Origin of the sequence: Sulfurirhabdus autotrophica (genome assembly GCF_004346685.1) — a bacterium.
Lineage (GTDB): Bacteria > Pseudomonadota > Gammaproteobacteria > Burkholderiales > SMCO01 > Sulfurirhabdus > Sulfurirhabdus autotrophica.
Window position 1 is genome coordinate 1 of record NZ_SMCO01000016.1, and the last position, 19,611, is coordinate 19,611.

Consider the following 19,611-nt stretch of genomic DNA (forward strand, 5'->3'; position numbering starts at 1 on the left):
TTGAACAATCGCCCCAGAAAACGACTTGGATATCAAACGCCCAATCAGGTATTCTTCGAATCAACAGGCCTTGCACTTCAAACTTGAATCCGCGTTCTAAATGATGATTCATGGAACCGAGAAACTAGTCTTGCTGGAGTTTGCCGTTGCCCAATCATTCTTCGCAATGGCTTCTTTAGCCAGGTTTTCCATCTGCCCTGGGGCGCCAGTAATTGGGCGCATACTTGAAAACCCAGGGAACGAAGCTCATCAACCACACTATAGCTGCCAGCAAATAAGCATAAGAAATATGACTGTTAGCCACCATTAACAGATCAGGTAACACGCGCAGCAATGTAACTAGCTGGAAGCCCCAGAAAAAAATACTTGTCACTAAATCTGCCACCAGAGGATGACCGGAATGCCCAAGCGTCACCCTTGAAACCATGCCCAGCATCATGGTTGCAAAAAAACCAATGGTCAGTGCATGCAAAGGCGCCAGTCCAAACAGGAACACCTCCCCACCACTCAAAAACATTGCGATACTTTGCGTTGCATAAAGCGCGATGGCGATTCCCAGCCAGAAAAATGCGACATGCAGCACAGCCAGCAATCTGTTTTTAAAGCTACGATGTATTCCCCACAAATAGGTCAGAACCAAAGCAGCAATTGAAAGAGGAAGATCAAACAGCCACTGGTAGGCGTATGCACCCGCAAACTGCAACACGCCATGGCCTACCGAGCATATCAGCATCAGCCACAGCACCCAATACGGTCGCACAACCACATAATGATCAATCACTTTACTGGAAAAAAACGGAATCATACGATGGCTGACCGTCATGAAAACCGGCAGCAGAAAAAACCAGATACCCCCGATCCGTGCAAAATCCAGCGCCCAATTGTAATCAGCAACCAGCCATAACAGCATGCCGCCCATCCCCATCCAGCCCATTATCAGGGCGATAGTGGTTACCAGCGGATGCCGCTTATCCGGGTGAGAAGCGTTGATAAATATTCGCAACAGGGCATACAGTGCGATACCCCATCCCGCCATCATCAGCATTACTCCTGCCGCCATAACACTTAAGCCTGCGATCATTCCCACGTAAAATAAAACCACCCCACCCGCCATCAGCAAAAATGCAGGGACATAATATCGTGCCGATACCTTTTCGCCATACATCCAGCTCGGATAGGTTGTAAACAAAAAACCGAAAATAAAAAACGGGAAAAATCCGTAGATCATCAGATAAGCATGGGCCCAGATCGAGGGAAGCGTCCATGTGCCCAATTGAGGACCAATGCCGTATCTTCCTGAAAGGTCGATCAGCCACCAGAGTATGGTTGCGATACCTTGCACAGCACCGGCCAAAAACATCACTCTGTGCGGTGCCGCTGTAAAGTTGCGCCATGTCGTTGACTGGGGGTTCATGAGATTTCTCTTTTTTTAAAGGCCAACTAAACTGGTTCTACGCTATATAGGTGACTGAACCGCCTAAATAAGCAAACATTTCCGTCATTGCCGCATAGGCTTCAGGCTGAATTCCGGCTCCTTGAAAATTCAGACTGTCAGGGTATCCACTCGCGGCTTGCGCTCTCGTGATGGCATCCTCACACCAGCTTTTTGCCCAGGCTGTCGACACGACCAACTCCTCTGACAGCAATTGAGCAATAGCCTGTTTCGCCACCAGCATGAATCCATTACGAGACAGTGCTGCATGAATGTGCGTAATTTCATGTTGATTTCGCTCACGCAGCGCCCTTACCAGCGCAATAGCGCTTTCTTCCAGCAGTCGTGCTCTAGTGGCAGTTGCGTGCTGCTCTATCACTGCCATTATTTCCCGATATACTGGCAGCCCGTGGTCACCGGAAGGCACCATGGTTGCCAGGCAAGTTTGCAATCCCGTCAGTGCAGCAAGCGTATGGCCTGCACTGGCTGATTGCTTGTCCAGTTCCTGGCAATGGGCTGCTATTTTCTCCGGTGTCAGCCTGACTTGAATTTCATTTGGTAAGGGCATTTTCCTCCGCAGGCTGGAATGTCATTTTCACCATTTCCGGATCATCAAAGTGGTCGATTAAAATCCGTTTAACCCGAACCTGCCAAAGCTCTCTGAATTTTTCCATCTCCCCTTCGGTCGCATTACCAGACAAGGATTTCTGCATCAGCTCTTGCGTTTCAGGCATGGGAGGTACCATATCCGGGTGGTATTGCATCGAGACACTTGCCCCTGTGTCTATTCTCACAAAACAAATGTCGTCATTAATTCCGGCATTAAAGCTCAATAAATTCCTTCGATCGAATTTACCTGCAATACCTTTGAATCCGGTTTCCTGGGTTGCGCCTGTAATTAAACCCACAACATTAGCAATCACCCCTGTCACACCTTTTGCTGCATCCTCTTTAAACTGAACCTTTACTTTCCCTCGCTCCGGAATGTTGCCATCAAATAATTTATACAACGCCTTGACTGCCATTAAATAGGCTCCCGCTACTGTCGGGCAAGAATGGCCTGCGAGTTTTACTGCATCGGTATAGGTGTATTCAATCAAACCATTGGTCGCTGCACCCAGAAATTCAGCCAAGGGGTCATGCATCGTTATTTTTCTTACCTGATCAAAAAATACGGGATAAGTCATCATATCCTCCTAAATGTTACGCTTTGCTTTTTAAGTTACTTTCTGGCAGCGAGCAAGCCTTTCACCAGTTGCAGAGCAAACATGCCCAAACCAGCCAGCGCAATATAAACGCCCCAATGCCACCCTGAACTCACTACGACACCGGCTGCAAGGAATAAACTGGCACGCAATCCAGCCATATAGGTTAGTTGTTGCCTGAGTTGAGTATGCCACTTATTTTGTTGGCCGGGGCGAATCCATACAGGTAATAATTGACTGGCTGCACCCGTTACCAAAGGAAAAAGGAAACTGATAATATAAGCAATCGCGGCATTATTCGCGCTAATCATGCCTGCGCCATGTAACCCACCGAACAGCACTGCCATGACAAACCCCAGCAAGGCTATACCCAGTGCTGGTGCTGCGCCGCTCCTGCTTATTATTTCATGCCTGTAAAGACTCAACCACACCTGCAAGAGCCGCATCACCGGGTAGATTAGCATCAGCAAACCAGGCCACACCAGCAATGGCACCCAACCTGCACCAGTGGCAATCAAAAGCACCCCCGCCACCATCCATTTCAAGTCACTACGTAACCGCTGCGCAACATGCCCATCCGTTTTGCCTGTTGCAGTAGGAAGCAACACTTGCAAGGTGGAAATGGCTGTCAAGCCGATAAAACCCAAGGTATTCAGGTGCAGGTGGAATCGCCGAAGCGGCAGGCGTTGCTCCGGGAAAAAATTCATCAACAGTATGGCAGTCAACGCAAGCATCAGGCACCCAATCGCCGCCAGATACCAATTCAGACAAGGATGCGGCCTACCAAGGCTTATTGCACCACGCTGAAATATCCACCATCCCATTGCTCCCGCAACAATCCACCCCAGTAACCCAGCAAAATAATAAGTGTTCGTTGCTTCAGCTGGGTAGGCAAAAGAGATAAATGCCAGCAAACCTGCCAGCAACGCCCATACTGGCAAGGTTTTTGCGCTGCGCGAGGGTGATGCACTGCGGGTTAACACTGGTACAAAGTGCATCATCGCCCCAATGATCAGCGGCATGATGCCGACTGAAAACACCAGATGAATAAAAGCTACCAGCGATGCATTAAGCAACCAGGGCAAGATCAACGCGGCAATGAATGCCACAATCGCTATGAAAACAAGGACGGGTAGCACAATCACACATCCATTTGGATAACTTAACTGGAAGCAGTATTACACTGCAAGATACGTCACTTATCGCTTATTTAAGCCCGGCGCCAACTATCATGTTTAAATTAGAATTATATGCGGGTAAAGTCAATCACGATCTGCCCTGGTTCACGCTTCAGATAGTTAATATTTACAGCATCGCCATAGCGCGCTTTCAATTGATCCAGCAAAGGCAGGGGATCATGATCATTCACAAAACGCATGGTTTCACCTGGATGCAACGCGTCCAATGACCCAAAAATGGCCGCGTGACGAAAGCGCTTGGCAACGCCTCTGGCATCAAATGGATAGATCTGTTCCGGTAAAATATGTAAGTGCGGCTGCGACATAGTATTCTCCTTTCACGATAAAAAATTCAAACAATCTTCTTCCTGCTTATTTGTTACACCAACTCATCAATTCTTCAGCGAATCACTTCCTATTTTAATAAGATGTATTAAAAATACAAGTTTAATTTTAATTCATTTTTCCGACTTCAATTATTACTGACAAATTACAATATTATCGCTTCCTGTATTTCGTATTTTAACTTTACATTAAGATAGTCATGTCCTAATATAAGCTTCAATACTTAGGTTACCCTGCTCCTGAAACGAACATACAATCATCGTTAAATGGCACTGTCAGATCACATCAATACGTTCGGGCAACACATGCTGCGCCGCCATGGCAAGCGCGTGCACAAGATTGCACTGGATGTCGGATTCACTTGCCCCAATCGAGATGGCAGCAAGGGCATAGGAGGCTGCACTTTTTGCAACAACACTTCGTTTAGCCCCAACGGAAACAACCCACTTACCATGGAAGCGCAACTCGCATCTGGCAGAAAAGCCATCTTCAAGCGCACCCGTGCCAAACATTTCCTTGCCTATTTTCAGGCCTACACCAATACCTATGCTGCTGTTGAACAACTTGAAGCACTCTATCAGGAAGCGCTGGCCAACCCAGATATCATTGGTTTGTCTGTAGGCACCCGTCCTGATTGCGTACCTGACGAAGTATTGGATCTGCTGGTGAAATACATTCAACAAGGTCGCGAGGTTTGGCTGGAACTTGGATTACAGTCTGCTTTCGACGAGACGCTGCAACGCGTCAACCGCGGGCATGGCCTCGAAGAATATGCAACTTCCGTTGTAGCAGCCAGAAAACGCGGCATTCCGGTTTGCGCCCATCTCATTATCGGCTTACCTGGCGAAACTGAAGCGCATTATCACAGCACCCTGGACACGGTTCTCAGTTTGGGCGTGGATGGTCTGAAACTGCACCCGCTGCATGTTGTGAAAGGAACAATGCTCGCCAACCAATGGCGACGGGGAGAATATCAACCGCTGGAAATGCACGATTATATCCGCATTACCGCCGACCTGATCGAGCGAACACCACGGGAGATTGTATTTCATCGCGTGACCGGCACAGCACCTAAAGCTATTTTGCTGGCACCAGAATGGTGTTCGCAAAAGTGGAATGTGTTGAACGGAATCGAAAAAGAGCTTCGCAGACGCGATCACCAACAGGGGCAGTTCGCTCAACATGCAGTTTCCAGGCTGAAATATGTCGCATAAAGCTACCGCACCGGAACTGGTATGCCCTGCTGGAAGTCTGCCTGCACTCAAAGCCGCTGTTGACCACGGAGCGGACTGCGTTTACATCGGATTTCGCGACAACACTAACGCGCGCAATTTTGCAGGCCTCAATTTTGATGAGTCCAATGCCAGGGAAGGCATACGCTACGCCCATAATAAAGGCAAAAAGGTCTTACTGGCGTTGAACACCTATCCGCAAGCAGACAACTGGGAACGCTGGCAAGGTGCGGTAGACAAGGCAGCTAAGCTGGGCATGGATGCCGTTATTCTGGCCGACATCGGCCTCATGCGCTATGCGGTTAAAAACTATCCAGACCTGCGACTGCACCTGTCCGTACAAGGCTCCGCCACCAACTACGAAGCAATCAATTTTTTTCATGAACATTTCGGCATAAGCCGTGCAGTACTGCCCCGCGTATTATCCTTGCCCCAAGTAGAGCATGTGGTGAAAAACACACCGGTAAAAATTGAGTTATTCGGTTTCGGCGGCCTGTGCGTAATGGTGGAAGGGCGCTGCGCTTTATCCTCTTATGCCACTGGTGAATCACCCAATACCTGTGGTGTATGCTCCCCTGCTAAAGCGGTGCGCTGGGAGCATACGGCAAAAGGCTTGGAGTCTCGTTTAAACGGGGTATTGCTGGACAGATATAACGATACAGAAAGTGCTGGATATCCCACGTTATGCAAAGGCCGGTTCGAAGTCGGCAATGAAACCTATTACGCTATCGAAGAACCAGCCAGCCTGAACACGCTTGCGCTGTTGCCTGAAATGCAACTCATGGGCATCGCCGCGATCAAGATTGAAGGGCGGCAACGCAGCCCGGCTTACGTGGCGCAGGTAACCAAAGTATGGCGAGCGGCAATAGATGCCTGTCAACGCGCACCTGACAGTTTTATTGTAAACCCGGAGTGGATGGCGCAGCTCAGCAGCGTAGCAGAAGGCCAGCAGCACACACTGGGGGCCTATCACCGACCATGGAAATAAGACCACATTTAACCTTTTCCCACCTGGAAACGCTCAAGCACCAGGCAGCAGTGTTTCTCTGTGCCTTAACAGATCTACACCCAAAAAAACTGCATTGCGAAAAATCATCATGAAAATATCACTTGGTCCCATCCTTTACTATTGGGAAAGGGAAGCAATCTTCAAATTTTACGAAGAAATCGCTGCCACAGCAGTAGACATTGTCTATCTGGGAGAAACCGTTTGCTCTCGCCGCCATAACCTGCGACATGATGACTGGCTTTCAGTTGCAGAAAAGCTGGCATCGGCGGGAAAAGAAGTCGTACTTTCTTCACAGGCACTGCTGGAATCTGAATCCGATCTGAAAATCCTGCGAAAACTTGCTGATAATGACCAATTTTCCGTAGAAGCCAACGACATGGGCGCGGTGCACCTGCTTACTGGGCGGCTACCTTTTGTTATCGGCCCGCATATTAATGTCTACAACTCACCTGCTTTGTCGCTCCTCGCCGAAACAGGTGCCAAAAGATGGGTCATGCCGGTTGAAATGTCACGGGGCATGCTGCACAAAATGCAACTTGAAAAACCAGCCAACATGGAAACGGAAGTGTTCGCTTTTGGACGGTTGCCCCTTGCATTTTCCGCACGCTGCTTCACTGCCCGTCACCATAACCTGCCCAAGGATGATTGCCAGTTCCGCTGCCTGGATTATGCTAACGGCCTCACACTTAATACCCGAGAAGGACAGCCATTTCTTGTTTTGAATGGCATCCAGACACAATCTGCCAGCGTATACAACCTCATCAACGAATTAGTGGAAATGAATGAAATGGGTGTGAATATCGTCCGCATCAGCCCCCAAGCCTGGCATACCACAAAAATTATTGAACAATTCTGGCAATCTCTGAACAATCCAGATACCGCACAGAAATGCATGCAACAACTGGCCAAATGGATGCCGGACAAAGGCTGCGATGGCTACTGGCACGGCAAAGCAGGTCTGGAACAATCCACGGGAATAACCGCACAATGAACACCTCGGCAGAAAACATTCTATACATTGAAGAAACCCCTTCCTCCGGCATGCGAAACCTGTACCTGGACCAAGTATTGCTACAACAGCATGCGGCAGGGCTGCAACCGGATACATTACGCTTCTACCGCAACCTGCCAACCGCTTGCGTCGGCTTTCATCAACCCCTAGACCGGGAGCTGCGACTGGAATATTGCCGTACCCACGGCATCGAGATTGCACGCCGCATAAGCGGCGGCGGTGCGTTGTATCTGGATGAAACGCAACAGTGCATCAGCCTGCTTATCAGCCGCAGGGGATTAGCAAATTTGCGAGGGGCACAGCTTCTTGAAATGTTCTGTACCGGATTGGCCACTGGCCTGGCTACCATGGGCATATTTACCCGCTTCCACTTCCCTAATGACCTTGAGATAAACGGTCGCAAGATCGCCTCCGCTTTTCTTGCTGTCGAAGGCGACTCCCTGCTATTTCAGGCAACCCTTTTACTGGATGCAAACATTCAGTCCATGCTTGAAGCATTGCGTGTGCCTACGGAAAAACTTTCTGCTGATGGACTGGCTAGCGCACGCGAACGGCTAGTAACGGTACGTCAGAGCCTGGGGAAAATTCCGGACTCCTTGCACATCATCGCCGCTATTCAAGAAGGACTATTTTTTCAATTTAATCTGCAGTCGGAATTCATCCACCACAAGTTGGCATTGAATCCTGAAACGGATGCTTCCTTTACAGATCGCATTAACTGGCAGAATGAAAGCAACATGGAAGCGATTTGGAAAACAGCCGGTGGCGTACTTCGCGCACGTGTTCATTTCGACCATGCAGCCTACTCGATCAGGCATGTGCAACTAGCGGGAGACGTTCATGTATTACCACAAGATTTATTTCAGCAAGTGGAACAAGGCCTAGTGGGCTTATCACCATGTATGCTGGATGGCGCAATACACCGTATCTTGCGCAACAACCATGCTGAACTGGTTGGATTTACCGCAAGTGACCTTGCCCAGGTACTGCAACTATCCATTGAAAAATCCCATTTACAACAAACACTCGGTATCAATGCTGACAAGTTGATGCTTTTTCGACCGGACGACAGTATGCCAGCGCAAGCCATTCTTGAATCCGCCGACGTCATGCTGATCCCCTATTGCGCAAAACCAACATGGTGTCATTGGCGCGAACTCGAAGACTGCCCGGAGTGCGGTCTGTGCGAAGTCGGTGAAGCTTACCGACTAGCCCGCGAGCGCAACATGCGACCCATCACCATTACAAAATACGAACACCTGGTATCCACGCTTAACACCTTGAAAGATCAGGGCGTCAAAGCTTACGTAGGAATGTGCTGCAGTAATTTTTTCATCAAGCGCCATCAGGCTTTTCGCGATGCGGGTATTCCTGCCGTGCTGATGGATATCGGCGGGGCCAATTGCTATGAACTGAAAGAAGAAAATCTCGCCTATGCTGGGCAATTTAAGGCACAGGCTGAGCTGGATACCCCGTTATTGCAACAATTAATGCAATTTGTTCCGGGGCCTGTTTATAAACAGACTATCGCAGACTACACCTCCAAGGAGTGACTCGCTCATGAGCAATTTGCCATTTACCTTGCCAAAATCTGTCGGCAGCATACTTTCTTTACTACCACAACACCCGCATTCACTATTGTTCACCACACTGCTCAACATCACGCTCACCCGCCACCTCAAGCTGCAGGATTTAAAACCACTGCACGGTAAAAATATCTGCATCTGCATTAAAGATGGCGCTACCACTCTCCACTTCAGCATCACCCCTAAAAGCTTTGTAGCTACGCGCCCAAAATCCAAACCGGATTTAATCATCAGCGCCAATGCCTACGATTTTTTGATGATGGGATTACGTAAAGAAGATCCTGATACGCTATTTTTCAACCGCCGCCTTACCATGGAAGGCGACACAGAACTCGGCCTGTACGTCAAAAATACGCTGGATGCTTTAGATCTTCCCCCGCTGGATGCAACGAGCCTGCTTCCAGCTCCTTTGGTGGCACTGCTAAAGTCAACCATACGCCCGTAGTTTTTCAACATTCAAAATGGTGACATCTTTGCCCTCCACCCTAATGAGATTGGCGCTAACCAGGTCATGAAGGATGCGCGATAAGGTTTCCGGAGTGATGTTGAGGCGTGAGGCAATTACGTTTTTGCTCACCGATAAATGCAGCGTAGGGGCGGTATCCAGATCTTCATGCTGCAATAGATAACCAATGACACGTTGGGCGCTGGAGCGAAGCGAATAGGCTTCAACATCGTGAATCAGTCCATGCAGTCGCATGCTAAGGCCAGCCAGCATTTTATGAGCAAATTGCTTATCCTGAGAAATCCCGTTCTCAACGGCAGATTTCGGAATATGCAGCAGCAGAGAATCAGAGAGCGTGATGGCTGAAAGCGGATAAGGTTTTTCCAAAAACATTAAAGCTTCCCCGAAGCTTTGCCCGGCTCCAAAGAGCTGCACCACTTTTTCAACCCCTTTTGCGGAAGTGAAAGCCAGCTTAACCTGGCCAAATACCACCACATGAAAACCTAGAGCCATTTCGCCAGCACGAAACAACACCTGTCCCTTTTCAGCATGAATTTCCTGAACAGATTTGGCGATGTATTCAATGTTGTCCGGCCCCATTTCATTGAACAGGGGCAATTTAGACAGAATTTCGCTGGTTCGGATTTTACTCAATGGGTCTCCAGTGCTGAAATGTTTTTTTGTATTATAAATGATTCAGGGTATGAAGAAAGTTGAACAACATGTTGTCAATGAAGAAGCCACTCCATTTTTGAATTTCGTCAAGGGCAGGAAAGCGGAAAAGCCACACCAACCCTATCGTTAATCCTTTTTCACGACAAAGTGGCGAGCTAAAAGCGGTATTGAGATGGATGATATTGAATACGTTTCAAGAACGCATCTTTGCATATTTCATATACAAACGACCAGCCCGGAACAAATTTATCCATAGCAGCGCAGACGAAGCTGCAAGCGTACAGGATGCTATAACTGTCATCCATACCGTCGGCCATATCACTGCAAATAGTAAAAATACACTTGAAAAAATATGTAAGTTCAGTTGAATCCATCCAAAAACATCCGGTATGATTTCTTTCATATTGGGAACACCTCCTCCTCTGTTTCGCTGTGCATGCAGGTGAAACCACACCAGATACGGTACAATTTTATATAACATGCCGGTAATGATTGAGGCAGCAAAACCCATGATGAACAATATTCCCAGCAAAACCGGGTAAACTGCCGATGTCTGAATCGAAGGCATGAACCGCCCTGCAGCCCAAAGCGTAATGCTTACCAAAAGGCTGGCCAATCCAAAACGCCAAAATTGCAGTGTCACATCTGGAATTCGCCTCCGTCTTTTTTGCTGCAGGTAAATTGTTGTTACTGCAAATACGGTTAAACCGCCTGCCAAACAACTCAATAGCGCAGTGCTAACCCAGGTTATCTCATTTTGTTGAAATATGCTTCCAGACCAGAAAATCACCAATATGAACATGGCCCACGCAAGCCATCTGGACACCTGTTTAGGATAAACAGGTGTCAGTTGAAACATTGGGACTACTTGGTAAGCGACACTGATCACCAGCAATCCTAACCATCCCAGCAAACCCCATGTTGCATGTAAACTGGTTAATTTCAGTATCGACACATCTGCGTATCCGCTTAATGCAGCTGCCAGAAGTACACCCAGTGCAACTGTCACAGCAAGCGATATAATGGCCAGACGCATAGCATTAACCGTTGAATTACGCGCAGTTGCGCGGATCAAACTAGCGCCGGTTGCCACCAAAAATACGACAAATCCTGCTATCAAAACCGGAATTGCGAGTCTTATCAGGGCATTCTGCCCAAGAAAAAAACCGGCAGAAAGCAATAATGCGCCCGTTGTCAGAGGAAGATGTACTAGCAAGGCAATTAAACGCGGTTTCAACACGGGCGATCCTGCCACAACTGGTAGCATTTGCAGCATGGCGCCCATCATAACCATTGTCATGAACCCTAAGGTCAGCATATGCGTAACAGCCAACATAGCGGGTGACCAACGTGTGATCAGTGCATCAGGGCCCGCTGAAAGCAACAATATCGCCGCAAGCAGCATAAATAGCGGTGCACTAAGGAAGAAGCGAAACGGCACCGAAAGAGGTGGGGCTTGGTCCAATGACAGGCCGGCTAACTGCATTAATCTACTGAAGCCTGATGATTATTTCGTAGTAGCCATCCTCGCTCCATGTTGTGCTGTGAACATAGCCCTGCTCATCCAGCATGGCATACAGCGGAAAAGGCTCTCGATGAATCGCCACACAAAGTGCTTCTCCTGGCTGCAACGTATCTAACGCATCCATTATTTTTACCATCGGCTCGGGTGGCTCCAACCCGCGAACATCCAGCATGATTTCGCAATTCATTATGTTACGCACCTGACTTATCAAAGGCCTGCATACGCCTGACAACATCGTCGCGTCCAGTGCCTAGCACCTGATCTGACATGGGGTACAGCATTTGCTCTTCTTTCATGTTGTGCTGCTGCATAACGATCAAGAGCGTTTCCGACTGCCCTAGATAATCAATTGCATTTTTCGCCGCAATGGCATTGTTCATACTGTCAAACACTTCGCGCATTTGTTCATGTTCCATACGCATCATCCAGGTTGGCCCATTGTTAACACCTGTTGCCTGTTCGAAAGCTGGAAATGCAATTTCTTCTTCCATTCCAAAATGGTGCCGCATGGCTGCAAGGAACTGGGCAAAGTTTGCATTAGCCTTTAACCAGTCCCCCTTTGCGACAGACTCTTCGGCTTGGGCAAATAATTCATCACAACGATGATGGTCAGACGTGAGATAAGTGCTGATCATGCTCATGAGTTACTCCTAAATGCTGTTTATATTGCAGCCACTCTATGCTCGTTTAACGAAAATCTCCTTGATTCAAATCAACTCGGTTATGCAGCGCCATCTCGGGCAATTTAAGCATTTTTCTTTTTTGAATATTAAAAACATTGATCTCAATCAAGAAAACGGGATGCGTTTATCCTGTTTAGTGGCTATACTGTGACAAAATGTCGCAGGAAAAGTGTAGTCCTGTTGTTTTCAAGCTCGCAGCAAATTTTGTAAAAAATAGTTTAAGGAGACGATCATGGAAGAAAAGAATAAATCGGACAAAAGCACCCCTATTAATGCAGAACGACGCAAATTTCTCAACACGGCGGCATTTGTCGGGCTTGCTGGTGCAGGCCTGTCGGTTGGACTTTCTTCCTGCAAGAAAACTGAAGAAGCTGCAAAACCAGTTAGTGCTGCAGGCAATGCGCCAGCTACAACTATGGCTAGTGAATTTGGAAAATATGAAGTACCCCCTGGCAAACTGGATGATTACTATATGTTTTCCAGTGGTGGGCATTCCGGAGATGTGCGGATTTACGGGCTACCATCTGGTCGGACGCTAAAGCAGATTCCAGTGTTTAATATGGACTGTATGGTGGGATGGGGCATTACCAACGAATCCAAGGCAATCATCGGCACAAAACCTGATGGTAGTGTCAAATATAATACTGGCGATACCCACCATGTGCATGGCTCTTATGTTGATGGCACATATGATGGTAAATATATGTGGACCAACGACAAAATACATGGCCGAATTGCACGCATTCGCATGGATACGATGGAATGCGACAAAATTACTGAGTTGCCAAATATTCAGGGTTTTCACGGAATTTTCACTGATAAACGCGATCCGGTAGATCAAAGTATCAATCACACAACGCGCGTATTTTGTGGCAGTGAGTTTCATATTCCGCACCCGAATGATGGGCGAGATCTGAACGACCCATCGAAATACGGCTGTTTGTTTACCTGCGTCGATTCAGAAACAATGGAAGTGCGCTGGCAGTGCAAGGTTGATGGCAATATGGATTTGACTGCCACTTCTTACGACGGGAAATTAGCGTGCTCAAACCAGTACAACACCGAAAATGGTGTACATTACGAAGACATGATGGCGGCCGAACGTGATGCTTGCGTCTTCTTCAACATCGCTCGCATTGAGGCTGCTGTCAAGGCAGGAAAAACTTATACCATTGGCGATTCAAAGGTACCAGTGGTTGATGGTACATCTGCTGCCAATCAGGACCCAAAAACTTCATTGACCTGTTATGTACCTGTACCGAAAAACCCGCATGGCGTGAATATCAGTCCAGATGGCAAGTACTATGCCTGTTCAGGAAAATTATCGCCTACTGCCACCCTGATTGAACATAGTTTGGTATTGAAGTGGTTCGATGGTGAGTTAAAAACAGCCCGCGATGCAGTTGTAGCTGAACCGGAAATTGGCCTGGGCCCACTGCATACTGGCTTTGATGGTCGTGGTAATGCCTACACAACGCTGTTCCTGGATAGCCAGATCGTCAAATGGAATCTGGATGCGGCCATTAAGTCATTTAAAGGAGACAAGTCCGCCAAACCTGTAGTAGATCGCATTGACGTGACATATCAGCCTGGTCATGGCTTTACCTCCATGGGTGAAACCAAAGAAGCCGACGGCAAATTCTTTATTTCAGATAATAAATTTTCCAAGGATCGTTTCCTTCCCGTCGGACCTTTGCACCCTGAAAGCGCACAGCTAATAGACATCAGTGGCGACAAAATGAAGCTGGTAGCGGACCATACAACCTATTCGGAGCCACATGACGCCATTGTGGTCAGACGCGACAGGGTAAAAACCAGACAAGTCTACAATCTGGATGATTTCCCACTGGCTACCAAGGATGCAAAAGATTGTCGCGTTGAACGCAAGGGCAACAAGGTTACCGTGCATCTCACTTCCCAAGCCCCAACGATAGGTTTACGTGAGTTCACAGTTAAACGTGGCGATGAAGTAACCATTATTCTGACCAATTTGGATAAAGTCGAAGATTTGACCCATGGTTTTGCGGTTCCGAAATACAACATCAACTTTATCGTGAACCCGCAGGAAACCAAATCCGTCACCTTTAAGGCTGACAAGCCAGGCGTTTACTGGTGCTATTGCTCTCACTTCTGTCATGCGCTGCATCTGGAGATGCGTAGTCGGATGTTGGTTGAAGCTTAATAACAATTAGCGGTTTTCCCTGTCGCGAGCAGGGAGGGGGATTTCGGTCCCCCTTTTTTTGTTTCAAAATAATCAATTAGCTTGATCTACCTCAAACTAAGTGTGTTGCCAGTTTGTTAATATGAATCTTCCGGATACACGAACAAAGCAGGCTGATTCTTACTATGATTTTAAATAAATACATTTCAGCATTGATTCGAGGATTTTTGTTTATCCTCATCGTGGTGGCACCTGTCTGGTCAACGTCAGCCATTGCTTCCAGCGGTACCTATGAAGCGCCCCTCCCAGCTCAACTTTCGACTGATCCAAATTTATGTGCATACGTCCCTTGCCAGGACGTGATGCCTGGCGCAGACAGTTTTTCCAACCGTAAGGGAAAACCTCCTTATGTGGAGGCTTACCAGGGTGATTCTGGTGATAAAAAACTAATCGGATATGTATTTCTGTCCACGGACATTGTGGATATTCCTGCTTATTCAGGCAAACCGGTGGTCACGCTTATTGGTATGGATAAACAAGGCATTATTACCGGTGCAAAGGTCCTGCGCCATAGCGAGCCAATTCTTCTGCTGGGAATTCCTGAGGCCGAACTGACCAAATTTATTAAGCAATACTTAGGCAAATTTGTCGGTAGCAAAATTGAAATTGGAAAGTCGCGCGAAGGGCAAGGTTATATTGGGCTTGATGCAATAAGCGGCGCTACAGTGACAGTGATCGCGCAAAACCAGGTGATGCTGCGCAGCGGTATGGAAATAGCCAAACAAGTTGGTATCATCAAACCAACTATCAGGCCCCAGGCAAAATTTACCGCCATCTCGAACAAGTTAAGTTGGGAAGAGATGGTCAAACAAGGCGTGGTACAGCACCTCACCGTTTCCACGAAAGATGTTGGCGTCGAAGGTGAGGGACCATACATCGACATGTACTTTGGTTATCTTAATACCCCGGCTGTGGGTAAAAACGTGCTGGGGGAATTTGGTTATAACAGATTGATGTCTGACCTGAAACCGGGTGAGCACGCTATATTTATCATTGCCAATGGTATGGAATCATTCAAAGGCTCCGGCTTCGTACGGGGCGGCATCTACGACCGTATTCAGGTATCTCAGGAAATGGATACCTTCACTTTCCGTGATCTGGATTACCTTAATCTGTATGGAATTGAAGCAGCTGGCGCACCGGCTTACCATGAAGCCGGGATCTTCATCATCCGCAGTAAGAGTTTTAGTGGTGCTTATCCTTGGAGTCTGGTGTTCCTGGCTAATAAAGCCGATAAAGAAACCGGTACCAAAACCTTTACGAATTTTGATAAGGAATACTGGTTACCTGCGCGCTATCTGGAAGGCGGACGTCCTGCCGTAGAACGCCCCGAGCCTGTCTGGGTTCGCGTGTGGAAGGACAAGAAAATTGAAATCGGGCTGTTTGTACTACTGCTTTTAGGAACAGCCATTGTTTATGGTCTGCGCGACAAGCTGGTACGTCGCGCTAAACGCAAGGACAAACGCTGGGTAAGCATTCCAAAGTATTTCATATGGATTACCAGTGTTGGCTTTGTGGGATTCTATCTGATGGCACAGCCAAGTATCACCCAGATCCTGACCTGGTTCCATTCCATACTGTATCAATGGAGATGGGAACTATTCCTGTCCGACCCCTTCATTTTCATTTTCTGGTGGTTCATCATCATCACTGTGTTTTTCTGGGGGCGCGGATTATTCTGTGGATGGTTATGTCCCTATGGGTCGCTTTCCGAGCTGGCTTTCAAGTTTGGCGAACGGATCGGCCTTAAGCGCTTCCAGTTTATGCTGCCTCACGCGGTACACGACAAATTAAAGTGGCTAAAATACGGGATATTTGCCGGGCTGCTTGCCGTATCATTCTACTCTATGGGAATGGCGGAAAAAATGGCAGAAGTTGAACCCTTCAAGACTACCTTCCTGGTGGGCGTATGGAATCGATCCTGGCCATTTGTCTTGTTCTGGGGAGCATTATTTGGCATTTCGATATTCACAGAGCGGCCGTTTTGCAAGTATCTTTGCCCTCTTGGTGCAGGGTTGGCCATACCGTCCACTTTCCGTTTTTTTGGGCTTAAGCGCAAAAAAGAGTGCAATACATGTACGGCCTGCGCTGTTGGCTGTGGGTCTCTTGCCATAGACAAGCAGGGAAAAATTGACCAGCGGGAGTGTCTGTTATGTCTGGACTGCATGGTGATGTATTATGATTCACACGCATGTCCGCCCCTCTCGAAAGAACGTAAGTTGCGAGAGAAAGCGGGGCAACCGTTAACGAAAATTTCACCACAGGGATACTTTATCCCTATAAAGGAAATACAGCAGAAGAAATAAAGCAATAGTCAGACTCGTACCAAAAGTGCATGCTTTGTTTATCTTAGATACGTGGCCCATCCGATATCCAAACAGGAGGATTTATCATGGTTGAGCAACATACACCTGGAAGCAATTTATCCTTGCCACCAAGTGAAAAGGAAAAGAGTTGGCCTCAATGGCTGTGGGATGAAGTCAAATATCATCTTTTTCCTTGGGGGCCCGGATTTTTGGCTCAAAAACCAGCCATTATTGCGGCAAGCATTGGTTTGTTATTGGCAGTTACAGTGGCATGGATGCTGGCAGCAACCGGACGGGTAGCGCCTGCTGTAGTAATAGCATGGTGGACAGGCTGGAGTGTGTATGAATGCTTCTGCCGCATGCATTGCAAACCCTGGGTAAAGGAAGGCCCATGGTGGGGACGCCAGTACCGCCGTGCTAACGTACCGGATATGATTGCCTATGTAGCAACCAAAAACTTGCTGATTGGCGCTGGATTGTTTTGGGTACTTTATCTGCTTGGCGTATTGCCTGATGTAACCAGTTGAGAATCGCACTATTGCATACCTATTAAGGCCATGATGTTTTGATCCATATAACCAATAAATATAAGATCGTGAAACAGTTATTTTATTATTTTTGCTTATGCTTATGCTTTGTGGCTTTTCCGGTTGCGGCGAAAGAATGGCGTGTAGCGCCAGGCGAATCTATTGCTAATGCAATTAAATCTGCAGCGTCAGGCGATTCTATCAAGGTTGAACACGGCTATTATCATGAGCAAATTATTATTGATAAACCGCTCTCCCTTATTGGAATGAATCGGCCAACAATAAGTGGCGATAACCAACCCGGAGATGTAATCCGTATCAAGTCCCCTGACGTAAGCGTGAAAGGGTTTATCGTACGTGACAGCGGCAGTGATTTAACAGCACAGAATGCCGGTATTTATGTAGCGCCCGGTTCTGATCGCGCAGTGATCAGCGGCAATGATTTGATCTATACGCTTTTTGGATTATGGATAGAAAAGGCCAAAGATGTGCAGATAATCAGCAACCTGATTACAGGCAAACGTGATTTCATGTCATCTCAACGAGGTAATGGCATTCAGCTATATAACACAATCGGCGCAAAGATTATCGGGAATAACATCAGTTTTACCCGGGATGGTATCTACGTAGACGTCTCGCATCACGCACTATTTCGAGATAATAAAATCCATCACCTGCGCTATGGTACGCATTACATGAATTCCTATTACAACGTGTGGGAAGGCAATGAGTCCTATCTTAATCGTGGTGGCCTGGCTCTTATGGAAGTGCGTAATCTGACCGTTCGAAATAATCGTGCATGGGGAAATTCCGATCATGGCATCATGTTGCGCACCATTCAGGATTCCGTCATCGAAGGCAACATTGTAGCGGGTAATGCACGCGGGTTTTTTATTTACGATGCTGAATACAATACGATAAAGAATAATCTGGTTGTAGCAAATCGTATAGGGGTACACCTTTGGGCTGGCTCGAAAAATAACAAGGTCAATGGCAATGACTTTATAGCCAACCAGGACCAGATAAAATACGTGGCGTCGAATGATCAGATCTGGGGCGAAGAGCAGGGAAATTATTGGAGTAACTATGTCGGCTGGGATCGGGATGGTGACGGCGCGGGAGACGTATCGTATGAAGCGAATGATATTGTTGATCGAATGACCTGGAAACATCCGATGATTAAACTCCTGTTAAACAGTCCGGCAGTCCAGACGTTACGGCTGGTAGCACAGCAGTTCCCCTTGTTACGCGCCCCATCTATAGTGGACCGCCATCCGCATATGCGTCCTTATCATGAAAACTGGAGTAGCTGGATTGAAAAACAACGTCATTGAGGTAAACGCTGTTGCGAAGCAATTTGGCGAAATCCGCGCTGTCGGGGGTGTCGATCTTGCTGTGCAGGAAGGCGAAATATTTGGACTGATTGGCCATAATGGCGCAGGCAAGAGTACGCTCTTCAAGATGATGCTAGGTCTTCTGCCTGCGAGCGAAGGCGAAATCCGCATTCTTGGCAAATCAATACAGGGTGAGGCATTTCGTCAGGTGCGTCGTAACATCGGTTATTTACCAGAAAACGTGGTTTTCTACGATAACCTGACGGGGCTGGAAACACTGGGGTTTTTTGCTGATCTTAAAAGTGTCAGTAAAAACACATGTGCCGAACTGCTAGATAAAGTGGGGCTTAGCCATGCAGCAAACCGGCGTGTGCGAGGTTATTCCAAAGGGATGCGGCAGCGTCTGGGGTTTGCTCAGGCACTGCTGGGCAAACCGGCCATCCTGTTTCTGGATGAACCCACTACGGGTCTTGATCCAGAAGGAATCCGAGAGTTTTATCAGATCTTGCGAGAAATGCGCGAACAAGGTGTGACGGTAATTTTGACCTCGCATATCCTGGCAGAAATTCAGGAGAGAGTAGATCGACTGGCCATCATGAAGATGGGCAAGATACAAGCCTTAGGCACGGTGCAAAGTTTGCGCGATGAAATGGATCTGCCACTGATTATGCAAATAAAAATGCAGCCTGGAACGTTAGATGATCTCAAAACGGCGCTATTACCACTCGGCTTGGACGAAGCAGTAGAAGAAGATGGGAAATTGCTGATACGTTGCCCGCGCAATTCAAAAATGGCTGCTTTATCCATTATTGCCGGGCTAGATGGCAAAGTGGCGGATTTGCATGTACGGGAACCTTCACTGGAAGATGTCTTTTTAGGTTATTCAGGATAAGCGG

19 protein-coding genes are annotated in these 19,611 nt (G+C 47.6%); 10 read left to right on the plus strand and 9 right to left on the minus strand.

The window, feature by feature from the left end:
• Nucleotides 1-175 precede the first annotated feature (175 nt).
• The 5 genes from EDC63_RS13695 to EDC63_RS13715 all read right to left on the minus strand — a co-directional run bounded on the left by EDC63_RS13695 (nucleotide 176) and on the right by EDC63_RS13715 (nucleotide 4,141).
• On the minus strand, nucleotides 176-1,414 hold the full coding sequence (locus EDC63_RS13695) for an NnrS family protein (protein ID WP_124947102.1): 1,239 nt from the start codon (nucleotides 1,412-1,414) through the stop codon (nucleotides 176-178).
• A 37-nt stretch (nucleotides 1,415-1,451) separates the two neighbouring features.
• Nucleotides 1,452-2,000 (minus strand): hypothetical protein, encoded by a 549-nt coding sequence (locus EDC63_RS13700; RefSeq protein WP_124947103.1) that lies wholly within the window; start codon nucleotides 1,998-2,000, stop codon nucleotides 1,452-1,454.
• The gene (locus EDC63_RS13705) at nucleotides 1,984-2,619 is read right to left on the minus strand and encodes an FmdE family protein (RefSeq protein WP_124947164.1); all 636 of its coding nucleotides are present in this window, start codon (nucleotides 2,617-2,619) and stop codon (nucleotides 1,984-1,986) included. Before EDC63_RS13705 ends, EDC63_RS13700 begins: the two co-directional genes overlap by 17 nt.
• A 35-nt stretch (nucleotides 2,620-2,654) precedes the next feature.
• Nucleotides 2,655-3,776, minus strand: coding sequence for a hypothetical protein (locus EDC63_RS13710; RefSeq protein WP_124947104.1), 1,122 nt, complete (start codon nucleotides 3,774-3,776; stop codon nucleotides 2,655-2,657).
• A 107-nt stretch (nucleotides 3,777-3,883) separates the two neighbouring features.
• Nucleotides 3,884-4,141, minus strand: a complete 258-nt coding sequence (locus EDC63_RS13715) for a DUF2249 domain-containing protein (protein ID WP_124947105.1) — start codon at nucleotides 4,139-4,141, stop codon at nucleotides 3,884-3,886.
• Nucleotides 4,142-4,426: 285 nt separating this feature from the next.
• Here EDC63_RS13715 and EDC63_RS13720 point away from each other — a divergent pair, with 285 nt between their 5' ends.
• The 5 genes from EDC63_RS13720 (at nucleotide 4,427) to ubiT (ending at nucleotide 9,444) form a co-directional block, all read left to right on the plus strand.
• Nucleotides 4,427-5,374, plus strand: coding sequence for a TIGR01212 family radical SAM protein (locus EDC63_RS13720; RefSeq protein ID WP_124947106.1), 948 nt, complete (start codon nucleotides 4,427-4,429; stop codon nucleotides 5,372-5,374).
• The gene (ubiU, locus tag EDC63_RS13725) at nucleotides 5,364-6,380 is read left to right on the plus strand and encodes a ubiquinone anaerobic biosynthesis protein UbiU (RefSeq protein ID WP_124947107.1); all 1,017 of its coding nucleotides are present in this window, start codon (nucleotides 5,364-5,366) and stop codon (nucleotides 6,378-6,380) included. The genes EDC63_RS13720 and ubiU overlap by 11 nt, the downstream gene beginning before the upstream one ends.
• 109 nt (nucleotides 6,381-6,489) lie before the next feature.
• Nucleotides 6,490-7,392 (plus strand): U32 family peptidase, encoded by a 903-nt coding sequence (locus tag EDC63_RS13730; RefSeq protein WP_132920945.1) that lies wholly within the window; start codon nucleotides 6,490-6,492, stop codon nucleotides 7,390-7,392.
• A complete protein-coding gene (locus EDC63_RS13735; protein ID WP_165923000.1) occupies nucleotides 7,389-8,966 on the plus strand; it encodes a lipoate--protein ligase family protein in 1,578 nt (525 codons plus the stop codon). Before EDC63_RS13730 ends, EDC63_RS13735 begins: the two co-directional genes overlap by 4 nt.
• A 7-nt stretch (nucleotides 8,967-8,973) precedes the next feature.
• Nucleotides 8,974-9,444 carry a ubiquinone anaerobic biosynthesis accessory factor UbiT gene (ubiT, locus tag EDC63_RS13740; RefSeq protein ID WP_124947109.1) on the plus strand — a complete coding sequence of 157 codons (471 nt, stop codon included), beginning with the start codon at nucleotides 8,974-8,976 and terminating at the stop codon, nucleotides 9,442-9,444.
• On the opposite strand, the gene EDC63_RS13745 is transcribed toward ubiT, so the two are convergent.
• From EDC63_RS13745 to EDC63_RS13760, 4 genes are all read right to left on the minus strand, one after another.
• Entirely contained in the window at nucleotides 9,427-10,098 is a 672-nt protein-coding gene (locus tag EDC63_RS13745) for a Crp/Fnr family transcriptional regulator (protein WP_223248346.1), read from the minus strand. The genes ubiT and EDC63_RS13745 overlap by 18 nt on opposite strands.
• A gap of 214 nt (nucleotides 10,099-10,312) precedes the next feature.
• Nucleotides 10,313-11,605 (minus strand): hypothetical protein, encoded by a 1,293-nt coding sequence (locus EDC63_RS13750; RefSeq protein WP_124947110.1) that lies wholly within the window; start codon nucleotides 11,603-11,605, stop codon nucleotides 10,313-10,315.
• A 4-nt stretch (nucleotides 11,606-11,609) separates the two neighbouring features.
• Nucleotides 11,610-11,831 carry a DUF2249 domain-containing protein gene (locus tag EDC63_RS13755; protein WP_223248347.1) on the minus strand — a complete coding sequence of 74 codons (222 nt, stop codon included), beginning with the start codon at nucleotides 11,829-11,831 and terminating at the stop codon, nucleotides 11,610-11,612.
• Nucleotides 11,832-11,835: 4 nt separating this feature from the next.
• Nucleotides 11,836-12,285: a hemerythrin domain-containing protein gene (locus tag EDC63_RS13760; RefSeq protein WP_124947111.1), complete on the minus strand. Its 450-nt coding sequence runs from the start codon at nucleotides 12,283-12,285 to the stop codon at nucleotides 11,836-11,838.
• 274 nt (nucleotides 12,286-12,559) lie between these two features.
• Here EDC63_RS13760 and nosZ point away from each other — a divergent pair, with 274 nt between their 5' ends.
• From nosZ to EDC63_RS13785, 5 genes are all read left to right on the plus strand, one after another.
• Entirely contained in the window at nucleotides 12,560-14,509 is a 1,950-nt protein-coding gene (nosZ, locus tag EDC63_RS13765) for a TAT-dependent nitrous-oxide reductase (protein WP_124947112.1), read from the plus strand.
• A 164-nt stretch (nucleotides 14,510-14,673) separates the two neighbouring features.
• Complete coding sequence (locus EDC63_RS13770; protein ID WP_124947113.1) at nucleotides 14,674-16,854, plus strand: 4Fe-4S binding protein; 2,181 nt, start codon at nucleotides 14,674-14,676, stop codon at nucleotides 16,852-16,854.
• Between the two features lie 86 nt (nucleotides 16,855-16,940).
• Nucleotides 16,941-17,381, plus strand: a complete 441-nt coding sequence (locus EDC63_RS13775; protein ID WP_223248348.1) for a transcription regulator — start codon at nucleotides 16,941-16,943, stop codon at nucleotides 17,379-17,381.
• A 110-nt stretch (nucleotides 17,382-17,491) separates the two neighbouring features.
• Complete coding sequence (locus EDC63_RS13780) at nucleotides 17,492-18,715, plus strand: nitrous oxide reductase family maturation protein NosD (protein ID WP_223248349.1); 1,224 nt, start codon at nucleotides 17,492-17,494, stop codon at nucleotides 18,713-18,715.
• The gene (locus tag EDC63_RS13785) at nucleotides 18,696-19,607 is read left to right on the plus strand and encodes an ABC transporter ATP-binding protein (RefSeq protein ID WP_223248350.1); all 912 of its coding nucleotides are present in this window, start codon (nucleotides 18,696-18,698) and stop codon (nucleotides 19,605-19,607) included. The genes EDC63_RS13780 and EDC63_RS13785 overlap by 20 nt, the downstream gene beginning before the upstream one ends.
• Nucleotides 19,608-19,611 lie beyond the last annotated feature (4 nt).

Bases quoted from the DNA above. Each gene is read 5' to 3' on its own strand.
- EDC63_RS13720 (WP_124947106.1), top strand. From the start codon at position 4,427: ATGGCACTGTCAGATCACATCAATACGTTCGGGCAACACATGCTGCGC.
- EDC63_RS13730 (WP_132920945.1), top strand. From the start codon at position 6,490: ATGAAAATATCACTTGGTCCCATCCTTTACTATTGGGAAAGGGAAGCA.
- nosZ (WP_124947112.1), top strand. From the start codon at position 12,560: ATGGAAGAAAAGAATAAATCGGACAAAAGCACCCCTATTAATGCAGAA.
- EDC63_RS13735 (WP_165923000.1), top strand. From the start codon at position 7,389: ATGAACACCTCGGCAGAAAACATTCTATACATTGAAGAAACCCCTTCC.
- EDC63_RS13715 (WP_124947105.1), bottom strand. From the start codon at position 4,141: ATGTCGCAGCCGCACTTACATATTTTACCGGAACAGATCTATCCATTT.
- EDC63_RS13705 (WP_124947164.1), bottom strand. From the start codon at position 2,619: ATGACTTATCCCGTATTTTTTGATCAGGTAAGAAAAATAACGATGCAT.
- EDC63_RS13700 (WP_124947103.1), bottom strand. From the start codon at position 2,000: ATGCCCTTACCAAATGAAATTCAAGTCAGGCTGACACCGGAGAAAATA.
- EDC63_RS13695 (WP_124947102.1), bottom strand. From the start codon at position 1,414: ATGAACCCCCAGTCAACGACATGGCGCAACTTTACAGCGGCACCGCAC.
- EDC63_RS13755 (WP_223248347.1), bottom strand. From the start codon at position 11,831: ATGAATTGCGAAATCATGCTGGATGTTCGCGGGTTGGAGCCACCCGAG.
- EDC63_RS13750 (WP_124947110.1), bottom strand. From the start codon at position 11,605: ATGCAGTTAGCCGGCCTGTCATTGGACCAAGCCCCACCTCTTTCGGTG.
- EDC63_RS13770 (WP_124947113.1), top strand. From the start codon at position 14,674: ATGATTTTAAATAAATACATTTCAGCATTGATTCGAGGATTTTTGTTT.
- EDC63_RS13760 (WP_124947111.1), bottom strand. From the start codon at position 12,285: ATGAGCATGATCAGCACTTATCTCACGTCTGACCATCATCGTTGTGAT.
- ubiT (WP_124947109.1), top strand. From the start codon at position 8,974: ATGAGCAATTTGCCATTTACCTTGCCAAAATCTGTCGGCAGCATACTT.
- ubiU (WP_124947107.1), top strand. From the start codon at position 5,364: ATGTCGCATAAAGCTACCGCACCGGAACTGGTATGCCCTGCTGGAAGT.
- EDC63_RS13775 (WP_223248348.1), top strand. From the start codon at position 16,941: ATGGTTGAGCAACATACACCTGGAAGCAATTTATCCTTGCCACCAAGT.